Below are 15,580 nucleotides of genomic sequence, written 5' to 3'. Positions count from 1 at the left end.
TGAGGCGCTTTTTGCGTTTTAGAACGGTTGGTTTATTTACAGTGACTACTCGTTGATGCAAAACTGTTGTTCTAAATAACATTGAATCGACTGCTCACTGGCATCAAATTGTGGCGAAGGTACTTGAGTTGGATTTACCCATTGCCATCCTTCACATTTATCCGGTTCTTTTAAGGTCAATTCGCCGCTGAACTCAGTAGCAAGTAAGGCGACGCTGATATAATGCTTACCTGATTCTGAATAGGTAGCAAGATTATTGGTTACAGCAATCACTTGTGGTTGATAGATGGTAAGCCCTGTTTCTTCTTCTACTTCACGAATAGCGCATTGACTAAAGGTCTCACCTAGTTCCATATGCCCACCAGGTATAGAGTAATAAGGTGCATGACTATTTTTACGTTTGCCAATTAAGATTTGACCATCTTGATTAACGATAATAATTCCAATTCCAACCATGGGGGTTATTGCACTCATTATGACCTCAATATCATTGCTGCTATATACAAGCACTTTACCGTAATTGTTGTTTAGATACTGGCATAATATTCAATAGTGGTGACAAAATTTTAAAAAACTGCCGCTAGATAACTGTCACATTATTGGGTACTCTGCTAAATAAGAAAAATTAGGATTGGAAGAATAATCAATGGAAAGTTTAACCTTACAGCCGATTGCAAAAGTGAATGGTGAAGTCAATCTCCCGGGCTCTAAAAGTGTGTCAAATCGTGCATTGTTATTAGCCGCTTTAGCGCAGGGAACAACACGTTTAACCAATTTGTTAGACAGTGATGATATTCGTCATATGCTGAATGGATTAAAGCAACTCGGTGTAAATTACCGTTTGTCGGCAGATAAGACCGAATGTGAAGTTGACGGTTTAGGTCATGCTTTTACCACGATACAGCCGCTTGAATTATATTTAGGTAATGCCGGAACAGCGATGCGACCATTAGCTGCCGCACTGTGTTTGGGCTCAGGTGAGTATACGCTGACAGGTGAGCCAAGAATGAAAGAGCGCCCAATAGGTCATCTTGTTGATGCTCTACGTAGTGCTGGCGCAGAAATCACTTATCTTGAAAACGAACACTACCCACCATTAAAAATTATTGGCACAGGTTTAAATGGCGGTGAGGTTGATATTGATGGCTCGATTTCAAGTCAATTTTTAACGGCATTTTTGATGGCGGCTCCTCTGGCTGGTGCTGACACCGTGATTAATATTAAAGGTGATTTGGTTTCAAAACCTTATATTGATATTACGTTGCATATTATGGCGCAATTTGGTGTTCAAGTTGAGAACCATGATTACCAACAGTTTGTGGTGAAAGGGGCTCAACAATATCAATCACCAGGTGCATTTTTGGTTGAAGGTGATGCGTCATCGGCATCTTATTTTTTAGCAGCTGCTGCAATTAAAGGTGGCGCGATAAAAGTAACCGGTATTGGTAAAAACAGTATTCAAGGTGACATTCAATTTGCAGATGCACTTGCCAAAATGGGGGCGAATATTGAATGGGGCGATGATTATGTCATTGCGCGTTGTGGTGAATTAAAAGCAATTGATATGGATTTTAATCATATTCCCGACGCTGCAATGACGATTGCAACCACAGCCTTGTTTGCTAAAGGAACAACGTCAATCCGTAATGTGTATAACTGGCGTGTAAAAGAGACCGACCGTCTTGCTGCAATGGCAACAGAATTACGCAAAGTGGGTGCAGAAGTAGAAGAAGGTGAAGATTACATTGTGATTACACCACCAACACAATTAAAACATGCAGAGATTGATACTTATGATGATCATCGTATGGCAATGTGCTTTTCGCTGGTGGCGTTAAGTGATACGGCTGTCACGATTAATGATCCTAAATGCACCTCAAAAACATTCCCTGATTACTTTGTTCGGCTTCAAGGTCTGAGTGCGTAAACTTGAGTGATTAATTATTAATTTCTAAGTTTACATCTATAGTTGCCTTATAGGATTACTTTGGGTTTTTAATTAGTATAAAAAGGTATGATAGAAAAGGGAATAACGCTATAAATCTAAGAATTTTTTCCGTATAATGTGCCACCGTTTGATGGCTAACCCTAATTAAGGTTAAGTTGCTGCTATTACGGACACCTATTCGGAGAAAACTTATGTCTACTCATGCTCCAGTCATTACTGTTGATGGGCCAAGTGGTGCAGGTAAAGGCACACTATGTATGCTGTTAGCAGAAAAGCTTGGCTGGAATCTGCTTGATTCCGGTGCTATTTACCGTGTTCTTGCACTTGCAGCACTTCATCATGGAGTAGATACTGAATCTGAAGATGCTTTAGTACCTCTTGCTGCACATCTTGATGTTCAGTTTGTTGCTGAAGGTGAATTGGTTCGAGTTATTCTTGAAGGTGAAGATGTTTCTGATACACTTCGTACTGAAAAAGTAGGCAATGCTGCTTCAAAAGTAGCGGCTTTACCTCGAGTGCGTGAAGCATTATTACGCCGTCAGCGTGCATTTAGTGAGCAACCTGGATTGGTTGCCGACGGCCGAGATATGGGTACAGTTGTATTCACATCGGCTGAAGTGAAGATCTTCTTAGATGCCAGTGCTGAAGAACGTGCAACTCGTCGTATGAATCAGTTGCAAAAACAAGGCTTAGATGTTAGTTTTAGCAGCCTTTTAAGCGAAATTCAGGAGCGAGACTACCGCGATCGTAATCGTGCTGTAGCGCCTTTACGTCCTGCTGATGACGCTTTAGTGCTTGATTCAACTGAAATGTCAATTGAACAAGTGCTTGAAAAAGTCTTGGCATATGTTGATGCTAAGCTAAAATAAACGAATCCATATTTAGTTGCGTAAGCAGCTAAATAACGTCGGTGTCACGGATGATAACTGACTTTATTATCAACCCCATGCGGTAGGATACCCATGGTTGTTTATCATATTGAAGATTAATTAAATGACTGAATCTTTTGCTCAACTCTTTGAAGAGTCGCTAAACCAAGTTGAAACTCGCCCAGGTGCAATCGTTAAAGGTACTGTAATCGCTATCGAAAACGGTTATGTACTAGTTGACGCTGGTCTAAAATCTGAGTCATCTATTCCTGCTGAAGAATTCAAGAACGCTGCTGGCGAACTAGAAATCGAAGTTGGCGCTCAGGTTGACGTTGCTCTTGACGCGATCGAAGATGGTTTTGGTGAAACTAAACTTTCTCGTGAGAAAGCTAAGCGTCACGAAGCTTGGATCCAGCTTGAAAAAGCTTATGAAGATGCTGAAACAGTTGTTGGTATCATCAACGGTAAAGTTAAGGGCGGCTTCACAGTTGAACTTAACGGCATCCGTGCGTTCCTACCAGGTTCTCTAGTAGACGTACGTCCAGTTCGTGACACTGCTCACCTAGAAAACAAAGAACTTGAGTTCAAAGTAATCAAGCTTGACCAGAAGCGTAACAACGTTGTTGTTTCACGTCGTGCTGTTATCGAGTCTGAGAACAGTGTTGAGCGTGATGAGCTACTTGCTTCTCTACAAGAAGGCATGGAAGTTAAAGGTATCGTTAAGAACCTTACTGACTACGGCGCATTCGTTGATCTTGGCGGTGTTGACGGTCTTCTACACATCACTGACATGGCTTGGAAGCGTGTTAAGCACCCTTCTGAAATCGTTAATGTTGGCGATGAAATCAACGTTAAAGTTCTTAAGTTCGACCGTGAGCGTACTCGCGTATCACTAGGTCTTAAGCAACTTGGCGAAGATCCATGGGTTGCAATCGCTAAGCGTTACCCAGAAAGCACTAAGCTTACTGGCCGCGTAACTAACCTAACTGACTACGGCTGCTTCGTTGAAATCGAAGAAGGCGTTGAAGGTCTAGTACACGTTTCTGAAATGGATTGGACTAACAAAAACATCCACCCATCTAAAGTTGTTAACGTGGGCGACGAAGTTGAAGTTATGGTTCTTGATATCGACGAAGAACGTCGTCGTATCTCTCTAGGTCTTAAGCAGTGTAAAGCTAACCCATGGCAGTCATTTGCAGAAATGCAAGCTAAGGGCGACAAAGTAACTGGTAAGATCAAGTCAATCACTGATTTCGGTATCTTCATCGGTCTTGAAGGCGGCATCGACGGTCTAGTTCACCTATCTGACATTTCTTGGAATGTTTCTGGTGAAGACGCAGTTCGTGACTTCAAGAAAGGCGACGAAATTTCTGCAGTAGTTCTTGCAGTTGACGCAGAGCGTGAGCGTATCTCTCTAGGCGTTAAGCAAATCGAAGAAGACCCATTCAACAGCTTCGTAGCTGACACTAAGAAAGGTGCTCTAGTAACTGGTAAAGTTATTGCTGTTGACGCTAAAGGCGCAACTGTTGAGCTAGCTGAAGGTGTTGAAGGTTACCTACGCGCTTCTGAAGCATCTGTAGACCGTGTTGAAGACGCAACTCTAATTCTTGCAGTTGGCGACGCTATTGAATCTAAGTTCACTGGTGTTGACCGTAAGAACCGCGTAATCAACCTTTCTGTACGTGCTAAAGACGTTGCTGAAGAGCAAGAAGCAATGGCTACACTAAACAAAGCAGACGATGCTGCGTTTGGTAACGCTATGGCTGACGCTTTCAAAGCTGCTAAAGGCGAATAATTGAGCATTGGGGGGAAATCGCTTTAGCTTTTTCCCTCCAAACGGCTATACTATTGAGAAACTTACTAAAACGGAGTGTTTATGACAAAGTCTGAATTAATTGAAAGACTGTGTAGTCAACAAACACATCTTTCTGCCAAACAGGTAGAAGATGCAATCAAGGATATTCTTGAACATATGGCGAACACACTTGCAGAAGGTGATCGCATTGAGATCCGTGGCTTTGGTAGCTTCTCTTTGCATTACCGTGCTCCTCGTGTTGGTCGTAATCCAAAGACAGGTGATAAAGTTGAGTTGGACGGCAAGTACGTTCCTCACTTCAAGCCAGGAAAAGAATTACGTGACCGTGTTAATGCATCGATAGCTGCTTAACCGCGAATAGAACAAAAAAACGGCATACTCTCTGTATGCCGTTTTTTTATGTCTATAGATCATGGTTTGATCGGCAAAATTACTGCATAATCAGTAATTATAATTTAGATTTAGTGAGAGGATTCACGATGAAGATTTTAGGAATTATTGTTCTAGTAGCTGCCTTTTTGATCACTCTGGCTCTTGGCGCGCAAAATCAAATAATGGTTAATTTCGATTATTTAATTGCTCAGGGTGAGTTTCAGCTTTCTACGTTATTAGGAACAGCATTTGGTGCTGGCTTTGTTATTGGTTGGGTAATTTGTGGTACTTTATATCTAAAAGCACGATTTGCTAAAAATCGTCTAACGAAGAAAGTAGCGAAGCAGCAGCAAGAACTAGATCAGCTTCGTGCTCAGCCTATTAAGGAATAAGAATTAATGCTTGAATTGTTGTTCCTACTTTTACCCATTGCAGCCGCATACGGTTGGTATATGGGTAACAGGAGCGCAAATAACCAAAAGCAAGAAAAGTCTGACCACTTATCTCGCCAGTATGTAACAGGTCTTAATATGTTGTTATCAGATCAATCTGATAAAGCAGTAGACCTGTTCATTGAATTGCTTCAGGTTGACAGTGAAACTATTGATACTCATCTTGCTTTAGGAAATTTATTCCGCAGCAGAGGAGAGGTTGATCGCGCCATTCGTATTCACCAGAATTTGATAGCAAGACCAAATTTATCGATTGAACAACGTAACTTATCATTACAACAGTTAGCTAAAGATTATATGGTCGCTGGTTTTTTTGATCGAGCCGAACGTATTTTTGAACAGTTGTTAGATGAACCAGACTATCGTAAGCCTGCTTTACAACAACTCTTGGCGATTTACCAACAAACCCGAGAATGGGAAAAAGCCATTGAAATGGCTTCTCAGTTGGTAAAACTAGGCAAAACCAAATTAAAGCATGATATTGCCCATTACTGGTGTGAGCTTGCGATGCTTGAGCTTAGTGCTCAAAATCAAGATAAAGCCATTCAACTGCTAAAAAAAGCACTATCAGTAGATAAACATTGTGTACGCGCATCCATCGTTGTTGCCAAAATTCAGGTTAAGCAACAAGAATATAAGCAAGCGGCAAAAACATTAGAACGTATCTCAGAACAAGATATTGAGTTTGTTGGTGAAGCTTTGCCACTGTTACTTGAGTGCTATGAGGCGATGAATAATCAAACCGCATGGCTTAAGTATTTACAGCATTGTGTTGATCAAAAAGCCGGGGCGAGTGCAGAACTCATGCTTGCTGATGAAATAGCAAAACATGATGGTGCTGTAACGGCGCAATCTTTTATGACCCGCCAACTTCAAAAAAATCCAACTATGAAAGGCTTTTATCAGTTGATGGAATACCATCTTGATGAAGCTGAAGAAGGCCGTGCAAAAGAGAGTTTGACTAGCTTACGCCACTTAGTTGGTGAGCAGCTTAAAGTAAAACCTCGTTACCGTTGTCGCCAATGTGGGTTTGCAACGCATGCCTTGTATTGGCAATGCCCTTCTTGTAAAAGCTGGGGACAAATAAAGCCAATTCGAGGGCTTGATGGTGAATAGTTGCCACCGTTTGTTTATATCGTATTAAAACCAGTGCAGTAATGTACTGGTTTTTTTGTAGTTGTAGCTATCAAATTTAATCAATTGATGTAAAATCCTGCCGGCGGTGGGATAACCGTTCAGTGGATATATTTAGAGATAATAGGAGCCTCAATGCTAGACGCTAAAGTAACAGACCCTAAAGTAATCGTTGCCCTTGACTATGATAATCATAATGAGGCACTCGCTTTTGTCGATCGTATTGAGCCGGGAAGTTGTCGCTTAAAAGTCGGCAAAGAAATGTTTACTTTTTTTGGCCCTGATTTCGTGCGTCAACTGCATGATCGGGGCCATTCTGTATTTCTGGATTTAAAATTTCATGATATTCCAAACACCTGTTCAAAAGCCGTAAGAGCTGCTGCTGAATTAGGTGTATGGATGGTAAATGTGCATGCGAGTGGTGGTGAGCGCATGATGACGGCATCACGTGAAATCCTTGAGCCGTATGGTAAAGATCGTCCATTGCTAATTGGTGTTACAGTGTTAACCAGCATGGAAGCCAGTGATTTAGCGGGTATTGGTATTGCATGTCAGCCGCAACAACAAGTATTAAACTTAGCGACATTGACCAAAAATAGCGGTCTTGACGGTGTTGTTTGTTCTGCACAAGAAGCGAGTTTATTAAAAGCTCAACTTGGCCAACAATTTAAGTTGGTAACACCGGGCATTCGTCCTGTAGGAAGTGAAGCGGGTGATCAGCGTCGAGTGATGACACCTGTTGAAGCTATCGCTGCTGGGTCTGATTATTTAGTAATTGGTCGTCCTATTACTCAAGCAAGCGATCCTGCTGCAGTATTAGCCGCAATCAATAAAACATTGGCATAAATTTAATGTATTAAGCAAACGATAACGCCAGTATTTTTCACCTTAATAACGTGATAATACTGGCGTTATTTTTATTACTAATAGCTGATTTTAGGGGTGCTATTAAGTATTCGAGTACTTTTTTCTCGAGTTGGTGAGCTGAAGTGACTATCAAGGAGTTTTTGGGTTAATGAATGCTTCGGATTATCAAACACGTTAGCGGTTCGTCCTTTTTCAACTACTTCACCATCTTGCATAACCATGACCTTGTCACTGAAATGTTTCACCACTCCCATATGTTGCGACACATATACATAAGACAACCCCATCTCTTCTTGTAATTCAAGTAGTAGGTTTATCATCTGTGAACGCATTGACATGTCTAAACCATTTAATGCTTCATCTGCGACAATAATACAGGGCTGCAAAATCAATGCTCGCGCTAGTGATACACGCTGTTTTTGTCCTGTTGCAAGCATTTGAGGATAAAAATAGGCATGCTCTGGCAGTAAACCTACTCGCTTAAGGGTGTCCATAATGCGCCGCTCACGTGCTTGAGGGGTCATATTCGTATTTCGTTTTAATGGCCCTTCAAGAATACGTCCAATTTGAATACGTGGATTTAGCGCAGTATTTGGATCTTGAAAAATCATTCGAATTAATTTACAGCGGGTTTGATAATCATGGTGATGAAGTACTTCACCATTAACACGAACAATGCCTTCTGTTGGCGTGATCACGCCAGCGAGCATCTTGGCTAATGTTGATTTACCTGAGCCATTTTCACCTAATAGAGCGATAGTTTCACCAGCATTTAGCTGAAATGAAACTGGTTTTACCGCTTCAATTGTACGACGACGGAATAAGCCAGAACGATAATGGTAATCTTTCTTCAGATTTACTACTTCAAGTAATGAACTCATTTATTGTCATCCTTCATATTTAGCGGAAAATGACAGCTAAATTTATGGCCTTTAATTTTTTGACGTTTAGGCACTTCAACACATTTTCGTTGTGCATAAGGACAGCGAGGTCCTAAACGACAACCTATTGGTAAATGCTGCAGTGGGGGAATAGAACCCGGCAATGTTTCTAATTTACATTTGTGACTAATGCCTAGCGAAAAGTCAGGCATTGCGCGCATCAGTGCTGCAGTATAAGGGTGATGCGGTAATTCAAGTAGCTGCTTTGATGTGCCGGATTCTACCGATTGGCCACAATACATTACGGTAATTCTATCTGCCCATTGGGTCACGGTAGTGAGATCATGGCTGACAAGTAGAATTGTGGTGTTACCTAATTGGTTCATGCGACTGAGTAAACGGAAGATTTGTGCCTGAGTGATAGGATCAAGATCGTTGGTTGGTTCATCTGCAATCAGTAGTCGAGGGCGGTTAGCAATTGCCATTGCGATCATCACTTTTTGACATTCACCATCGGTTAGCTCATAAGGATAGCTGCGCATGATCCGTTTATGTTCTTTGATACCGACTTTATGTAACAGTGCGATCGCTTGTTTTTGGCGCCAATGGAAACGCTGCCAAATACGGCCGTTGAATGACGATGATGGGATAGCTTCCTCTAATTGTTCACCAATACGCTCTGAGGGATCAAGGCAAGTTGAGGGCTCTTGAAAAATCATCGCAATTTCGCGGCTTACAATTTTACGTCGCTGACGAGGGGATAAGGCGAGTAAATCTACATCACCTAGGCGCATACGATCAGCGTTAACCCGCCAGTTATCTTTACATACACCAGCGATAGCCTTAGCAACTAAACTTTTGCCAGAGCCAGATTCTCCTACTAAGCCACGAATTTCACTTTCGTTAATGGTTAAACTCATGCGATCAACCGCTTTAACCATTCCCTGAGGGGTATCAATTTCTATGGTGAGGTTTCGTATATCAAGTAATGGCATGTTAATCAATTCCCGCGTTAAGTGCTTGGCGCATACCATCACCGACTAAGTTTATAACTAATACGCTAAACATAATCGCAAGCCCTGGTAGGGTAACTGTCCATGGCGCAAGGTAAATAAGATCAATAGAATCACCGAGCATTGCTCCCCATTCGGGTTGTGGCGCTTGAGCACCTAAACCAAGGAAACCCAGTGCGGCAATATCCATAATCGCGACAGAAATAGCTCGTGTCATTTCAGTGGTTATAGTGGTTAGAATGTTTGGTAATATTGAGTTATAAAGCAGATAAAAGTTATTTGCACCATCAAGACGGGCAGCAATAATATAGTCTTTGGCAACCTCAATGTGCACTGCGGTATACACTGCGCGAATAAAACGTGGAATTAGTGCGAGCCAAATAGCGAGTAATATATGTGTTTCACCCGGTCCCATATATGCAACAACAATGATTGCTAATAATAGTGATGGGATAGATAGAACAGTGTCTAAAATATGGTTTAGGAAACTTGATTTAAGACCATTGCTCATGCCAGCTAAAATACCAATTAACAGCCCAATAATACTGGATGCAATCGCAACTAATAGCGCATAACCAAAGGTTAACTGGCTACCAATTAACAGTCGTGACAAAATATCTCGACCAAGATCGTCAGTACCAAAAAAGAATGATACATGGCCTGAGTTATCCCATGATGGCGGCATCAGTAGTTCACCCACTTGCTCTATTGCAGAATAGGGGGCTAGCCAACGCGCATTAATGGTAATTAGCAGTAGTGCCAGCAAGCACCATAAGCCAAACATGGCCAATGAATTGGCACGAAAATTTTGCCATGAACGTTCCCATTGTGTCGGGATGGTGGCTTCTTGGTAAACACTATTTGATGGCATACCATTCCTTCCTGACTAATGGATTAATAATGGCACCAACAAGATCAGATAGAATGTTGGCTAATAAAATAAACCCACCCACAGTAATCACACCTGCTTGAATGGCAACATAGTTTTGAGCAGCAATTGCATTGAGTAACCAGCGGCCAATACCCGGCCAGTTAAAAATTGATTCAGTCAACATTGCAAAAGTCATCATGGCGGCAAACTGCATACCTAATTTAGGAATGATGGGTGGCAGTGCGTTTTTCATTCCGTGGCGACGAACAATTTCAAAAGTTGATAAGCCTTTCGTTTGTGCGACTTTAATGTAGTTTTTAGTCATTACTTCGGCAATTGAAGCGCGCGTTAAACGAATAACTTCAGTAGTTGGTGCCATTGCTAGCACAATCGTCGGTAAGACTAAATGCTTAATCGCGTCAAAAAATGCTTCCATGCGGTAAGGCTTATCGGAGAGTAAAATATCAACCAATGCAAAACCAGTCACATGATTAAATTGGTATAACAGGCTATAGCGTCCTGATACAGGAAGCCATCCTAAATGCAACGAAAACAATAAAATAAGTAGCATTGCTAACCAAAATAATGGAATAGAATAGCCCAATAATGTAATCGAAGTAATAACAGTATCAATCGGGTAGCCTCGACGAACACCAGCAATGGTGCCCAAAGGAATACCAATCACTAAAGACAACATAAAAGCAAAAAAGCACAATTCTAATGTAGCAGGAAAAACCTTGAGTATTTCTGTACTCATAGGAATACCTGTAGAACTAATACCTAAGTTACCTGAGATTAAGTTTTGTAAATAAATAAGCCAGCCTTGCCAAAAGGGTTCATATGCCCATTGCAATTGAGTATCAAGTCTTAAAATACTAAAACTCACTATTGTTAGAATGAGTAATGTAATAACAAATAGGTTTAAGCGACGTATAGTGTAAATAAACATATTTTACTCAGTCCGATAGACACTAGAAAATGAACGCGAGCCGAAAGGACTCATTTGCAGCCCACCGAGTGTTTTGTTATGCGCTTGGAAATGCACGCCATGAGCAAGAGGTATGATAGGCACTTGCTGATCAAGAATATTTTGTGCGTGTTGGTAATAATTAACCCGTTGTTGGGTTTTATTAGTACGTGATGCTAGCTCAAGTAAATTATCAAATTGAACATCACACCAATTGGCAACATTGAGCCCTGCATGCTTAGCATTACATGACAATAATGGCCGTAAAAAGTTATCGGGATCACCATTGTCAGCAATCCAGCCTGCCAGCATCATATCGTATTTATTCATATCATTCACACCTAGACGACCAATGTTATCTTGATGATAAATAACCACATTGATACCAATCGCTTTAAGGTTTGCTTGAATAAGCTCCGCTGTTTTTTGTGGGCTTGGATTATAAGGGCGTGACTCTAAAGGTACCCACATGGTTAATACTTGCGCAGTGTCATAATCTGCTTGTTTAAGTAATGCTTTTGCTTTTTTAGGGTTATAGTTTATAGCTTTACTATTATTGTTATAAGCCCAAGAGGTCGGCGGTAATAAGCTTTTCGCTTTGGTAGCCGTACCATAATAAACTGAATTTAATAGCGTATTTCTATTGATGGCATAGCTAATTGCTTCTCGAACTTTAATGTTATTTAGCGGTTTTAAATCGGTGTTTAATGCCAAAAATGACACGTTCATACCTGTTTGAGCTAATAGTTCATAATTGTCATTATCTGTAATAACAGGCAATTGACTTGCAACTGGGGAAGCTAAAACATCACATTCTGCGCTTAATAATTTAGTTAGATTGCCCATCCCGCGGGATGAAATATCAAACACCACTTGTTCCATAGGAGCAACACCTTGCCAGTAATGACGATGGTGCTTTAAGCGAATCAGATCATTTGGAATAAATTGATCCACATAAAACGGCCCAGTGCCGATAGGGCGGTTATCTAATTTACCAATTTGTCCTGATTTTAATAATTGTTTGCCATACTCTGCAGAATAAATAACCGCATAGCTGGTGGCTAAATTAGACAAAAATGAGTTATCAGGGCGTCTTAAAGTAAATTGAACCGTATGAGGATTTAGGGCTTTAATCGCTTCGATATCATTGGCGAAACCAAGACTTTCAAACCATGGATAGCGTCCGCCTGAAATATGGTGAAATGGATTATCAGGGTTAATCACGCGATCAAAGCTAAAGACGACATCATTCGCATTCATGGTACGAGTTGGAGTAAACCATGAGGTTGTTTGAAACTGTACCCCTTGACGCAGGGTAAATGTGTATATTAGGCCATCGTCACTGATGGTCCAGCTTTTCGCCAAATCAGGTAATGGTTTGTGGCTAACAGGATCGAGTAATAGCAGACGGTCAAAAATTTGTGCCGAAAGGGTTTCTGCTGTTAGTCCGCCGTCTGTTAACTGGGGATTAAGCGTTGTGGGAGTATCTTGACCACAATAGACAAATCCATGACGTTGAGTTGTAGAATCTTTTGTTGGTTGTTTACAGCCATTGAGAGCTAATAGAACTAAACCAACAATAAAAAGACGATAGTAAGCGCTCATATTTAATAGGCGTTATTTGAAATTAAGTTTTTAAATTTAACATTTTCCATGTCGGTCACCAAGTTATCCTGCTTGTTTTGAATTAAATTAGCAAAAAAGCGTCAATTATGTTGAATTTTATGTGTAATTTGATTGATTAATCACCATTAACATTGAGCTCATATTTACGAATTAATCCTCTTAGTTGATGGTAGCTAAGCCCTAATAACTCGGCTGCTTTTGTTTGATTAAATTTAGCGAAGATTAAAGATTGTTCAATCCACGTAATTTCTTGCTGTTGTAGCTGTTGGCGTAAATCAATCGGGAAGGTCACGGTTGATGCTGTTTGATTTGGCAGTGGTGTGGCAGTTGGTCGTTCGATGGTTGGTGCAGGAGCATCCCATGAAGTGCTAAAAGGGTCGATAACAATAGTATCAATAGCCTCATCTTCCAGCGCGTGACGAAATACGGAACGTTCAACCACATTCTTTAACTCACGAATGTTACCAGGCCATGGGTAGTCTAATAATTGTTGCTGGGCTTGAGCGCTAAAACCTGCAAAATAACTGAAGTTCATCTCACGGCACATACGAACCGCGTAATGTTCAGCTAGCGGTAGAATATCATCAATGCGTGCTCTTAGTGGTGGAAGGTGGATCACTTCAAAGGCTAATCTATCTAATAAATCGGCTCTAAATTTACCTTCTGCTGCGAGTTGTGGCAGGTTTTGATTGGTAGCACAAATTAATCTAACATTGGCTTGGCAGCTTTTATTACCCCCAACTCGTTCATATTCACCATATTCAATGACACGTAAAAGCTTTTCTTGTACGCCCATTGGTGCGGTTGCGAGTTCATCTAAAAAAAGTGTGCCATTTTCTGCGCGTTCAAATCGCCCCTGATGTCGACCTTTCGCGCCTGTAAATGCCCCCGCTTCATGACCAAACAGTTCTGAATCAATCACGCCTTCTGCTAATGCGGCACAATTTAAGCTAATCAGTGGTTGTTCCCATCGCGTTGATAAATAGTGAATTCTTTTTGCAATCAGTTCTTTACCCGTTCCTCGTTCACCTAAAATTAGTATTGGGCGATTAAGTGTTGCTAACCGTGATGCGTGATCAAGTACGGCTAAAAAGGCGTCTGATTCACCGATTAATGTTTCGGTTTTTCTCATTGGTCAATCTCACTAATAATTAGTTATATTCACTATATCATTGTTTGATGAAAGATGAGGATGTTTATTATTTACTAAAAAACAATGACTTAAAAATTGGCACGCAAATTGATATGTATATAAAAGAATGGCACCTCACATAACAACATACTGTGAGTTTGATGATAGAAACCGTGAATTGAGTGAAATTCAATGCGGTTGACCAAGGAGTTTTATTATGGGTATTTTTTCTCGTTTTGCTGATATCGTAAATGCTAACGTTAATTCATTATTAGATAAGGCTGAGGATCCACAAAAGTTAATTCGTCTTATCATTCAAGAAATGGAAGATACATTGGTTGAAGTGCGTACTTCATCAGCACGAGCGCTCGCAGACAAAAAAGAGCTACGTCGTCGTATTACAGCCATTGAAACGCAGTCAACAGATTGGCAGCAAAAAGCCAGTCTAGCGATTCAAAAAGGGCGTGAAGATCTTGCTCGTGCAGCATTAATTGAAAAACAAAAATTGGCTGATGTTGCGTTGACGTTAAATGAAGAATATAAATTAGTTGATGAAACGATTGAGAAACTTTCGTTAGAAGTGGCTGAGCTTGAGCGTAAATTGCAAGAAACTCGTGCTCGTCAACAAGCATTAGTGACTCGCCATAAAGCGGCTGGTACTCGTCGAGATGTACGTCGTCAACTTGACACAAGTAAAGTTGATGAAGCAATGTCGAAGTTTGAACAATATGAGCGTCGTATTGATGAAATGGAAGCAGAAGCGGATAGCTATAGTTTTGGACGCGGAAAAAGCTTAGAGTCAGAATTTGCTGATCTTCAAGCACAAGATGATATTGAAAAAGAGCTTGAACGTTTAAAAGCAAGCGTGAACGAAAAACAACAATAATTGTAAGGTATTGCCTTTTCAATAATAGAAAAACAATAATAGTGCTATTACCTTTGCGTGAAAGGAGAACAACAAATGTCGATGGGTTTTATTAGTGTTCCGTTAGTGGTGTTTATGATCGTTGTGGCGCCACTGTGGTTGATTCTTCATTACCGCAGTAAGCGCAAATCAGGTGAGGGATTATCTGGTGAGGATCATCAAAAGTTAGAAACCTTAGTGGCACGCGCAGAGGTGATGCAAGAGCGAATCGTTACGCTTGAGCGAATTCTAGATGCCGAAGCGCCACAATGGAGGCAAAAATAATGCGTAAAACGTTATACCGTGATCCTAAAAATGGTAAATTGGGCGGTGTTTGTGCAGGTTTAGCTGAATATTTTGGTGTCGAGATTTGGCTGATGCGTATTTTGGCGGTTACTGCTTTTTTATTGGGGGTCGGTTTTTTTGCAACGGTCGCTTATATTGCGGCTTGGTTAATCTTAGATAAGATGCCTTTACAACGCAAAGAACAACAACATCAATATACTGAGCATAATGTTAAGCAAAAGCCATGGCAAAGCGGACAATCAGCTCAGCAGATTTTGCATAACGTTGAAGCTGAACTTGAGCGCAGTGAAGTTCAAATTCAAAAAATGGAAGCTTATGTAACATCATCAGCCTTTAAAGTTGATCGTGAATTCAATAAACTTTAGTGTTAAACACTAAGGTACTTGATGTTACTTACTGACACGAAGTAAATAATATCAATA

17 protein-coding genes are annotated in these 15,580 nt (G+C 40.8%); 10 read left to right on the top strand and 7 right to left on the bottom strand.

Translation table 11 applies throughout. The features are described from left to right. Positions 1-45 precede the first annotated feature (45 nt). The gene (locus VXS03_RS01450; RefSeq protein WP_327761579.1) at positions 46-474 is read right to left on the bottom strand and encodes a nucleotide triphosphate diphosphatase NUDT15; all 429 of its coding nucleotides are present in this window, start codon (positions 472-474) and stop codon (positions 46-48) included. Between the two features lie 172 nt (positions 475-646). On the opposite strand from VXS03_RS01450, the gene aroA reads away from it, so the two are divergent. The 7 genes from aroA (at position 647) to pyrF (ending at position 7,437) form a co-directional block, all read left to right on the top strand. Beyond that, positions 647-1,927, top strand: coding sequence for a 3-phosphoshikimate 1-carboxyvinyltransferase (gene aroA, locus VXS03_RS01445; protein ID WP_327761577.1), 1,281 nt, complete (start codon positions 647-649; stop codon positions 1,925-1,927). Positions 1,928-2,139: 212 nt separating this feature from the next. Then, positions 2,140-2,817, top strand: coding sequence for a (d)CMP kinase (gene cmk / locus VXS03_RS01440; protein WP_327761576.1), 678 nt, complete (start codon positions 2,140-2,142; stop codon positions 2,815-2,817). Positions 2,818-2,941: 124 nt separating this feature from the next. Further along, the gene (gene rpsA, locus VXS03_RS01435) at positions 2,942-4,612 is read left to right on the top strand and encodes a 30S ribosomal protein S1 (RefSeq protein WP_080156725.1); all 1,671 of its coding nucleotides are present in this window, start codon (positions 2,942-2,944) and stop codon (positions 4,610-4,612) included. Positions 4,613-4,693: 81 nt separating this feature from the next. Further along, entirely contained in the window at positions 4,694-4,984 is a 291-nt protein-coding gene (gene ihfB / locus VXS03_RS01430) for an integration host factor subunit beta (RefSeq protein ID WP_036795301.1), read from the top strand. A gap of 128 nt (positions 4,985-5,112) precedes the next feature. Next, complete coding sequence (locus tag VXS03_RS01425) at positions 5,113-5,397, top strand: LapA family protein (RefSeq protein WP_327761574.1); 285 nt, start codon at positions 5,113-5,115, stop codon at positions 5,395-5,397. Between the two features lie 6 nt (positions 5,398-5,403). Then, positions 5,404-6,573 carry a lipopolysaccharide assembly protein LapB gene (gene lapB, locus VXS03_RS01420; RefSeq protein WP_327761573.1) on the top strand — a complete coding sequence of 390 codons (1,170 nt, stop codon included), beginning with the start codon at positions 5,404-5,406 and terminating at the stop codon, positions 6,571-6,573. Between the two features lie 153 nt (positions 6,574-6,726). Continuing rightward, positions 6,727-7,437: an orotidine-5'-phosphate decarboxylase gene (gene pyrF, locus VXS03_RS01415; RefSeq protein WP_327761572.1), complete on the top strand. Its 711-nt coding sequence runs from the start codon at positions 6,727-6,729 to the stop codon at positions 7,435-7,437. A gap of 77 nt (positions 7,438-7,514) precedes the next feature. On the opposite strand, the gene VXS03_RS01410 is transcribed toward pyrF, so the two are convergent. From VXS03_RS01410 to pspF, 6 genes are all read right to left on the bottom strand, one after another. After that, positions 7,515-8,339 carry a peptide ABC transporter ATP-binding protein gene (locus VXS03_RS01410; protein WP_327761571.1) on the bottom strand — a complete coding sequence of 275 codons (825 nt, stop codon included), beginning with the start codon at positions 8,337-8,339 and terminating at the stop codon, positions 7,515-7,517. Further along, positions 8,336-9,334, bottom strand: coding sequence for a peptide ABC transporter ATP-binding protein (locus tag VXS03_RS01405; RefSeq protein ID WP_327761570.1), 999 nt, complete (start codon positions 9,332-9,334; stop codon positions 8,336-8,338). The genes VXS03_RS01410 and VXS03_RS01405 overlap by 4 nt, the downstream gene beginning before the upstream one ends. Before the next feature lies 1 nt (position 9,335). Further along, entirely contained in the window at positions 9,336-10,223 is an 888-nt protein-coding gene (sapC, locus tag VXS03_RS01400) for a putrescine export ABC transporter permease SapC (RefSeq protein ID WP_327761569.1), read from the bottom strand. Then, entirely contained in the window at positions 10,210-11,172 is a 963-nt protein-coding gene (locus tag VXS03_RS01395; RefSeq protein WP_327761567.1) for an ABC transporter permease, read from the bottom strand. Before VXS03_RS01395 ends, sapC begins: the two co-directional genes overlap by 14 nt. Before the next feature lie 3 nt (positions 11,173-11,175). Further along, positions 11,176-12,795: an ABC transporter substrate-binding protein SapA gene (gene sapA, locus VXS03_RS01390; protein ID WP_327761566.1), complete on the bottom strand. Its 1,620-nt coding sequence runs from the start codon at positions 12,793-12,795 to the stop codon at positions 11,176-11,178. 136 nt (positions 12,796-12,931) lie between these two features. Next, positions 12,932-13,948 (bottom strand): phage shock protein operon transcriptional activator, encoded by a 1,017-nt coding sequence (gene pspF, locus VXS03_RS01385; RefSeq protein WP_327761565.1) that lies wholly within the window; start codon positions 13,946-13,948, stop codon positions 12,932-12,934. Positions 13,949-14,165: 217 nt separating this feature from the next. On the opposite strand from pspF, the gene pspA reads away from it, so the two are divergent. The 3 genes from pspA (at position 14,166) to pspC (ending at position 15,523) form a co-directional block, all read left to right on the top strand. After that, positions 14,166-14,834, top strand: coding sequence for a phage shock protein PspA (gene pspA / locus VXS03_RS01380; RefSeq protein ID WP_327761564.1), 669 nt, complete (start codon positions 14,166-14,168; stop codon positions 14,832-14,834). Positions 14,835-14,909: 75 nt separating this feature from the next. Further along, positions 14,910-15,137 carry an envelope stress response membrane protein PspB gene (gene pspB, locus VXS03_RS01375; RefSeq protein ID WP_045026590.1) on the top strand — a complete coding sequence of 76 codons (228 nt, stop codon included), beginning with the start codon at positions 14,910-14,912 and terminating at the stop codon, positions 15,135-15,137. After that, positions 15,137-15,523 (top strand): envelope stress response membrane protein PspC, encoded by a 387-nt coding sequence (pspC, locus tag VXS03_RS01370; RefSeq protein WP_327761561.1) that lies wholly within the window; start codon positions 15,137-15,139, stop codon positions 15,521-15,523. The genes pspB and pspC overlap by 1 nt, the downstream gene beginning before the upstream one ends. Positions 15,524-15,580: the final 57 nt, after the last annotated feature.

This window comes from Photobacterium sp. S4TG1 (assembly GCF_036040035.1).
Lineage (GTDB): Bacteria > Pseudomonadota > Gammaproteobacteria > Enterobacterales > Vibrionaceae > Photobacterium.
The sequence above is the reverse complement of the archived record's forward strand: the minus strand, read 5'-3'. Positions and strand labels throughout refer to the sequence as shown.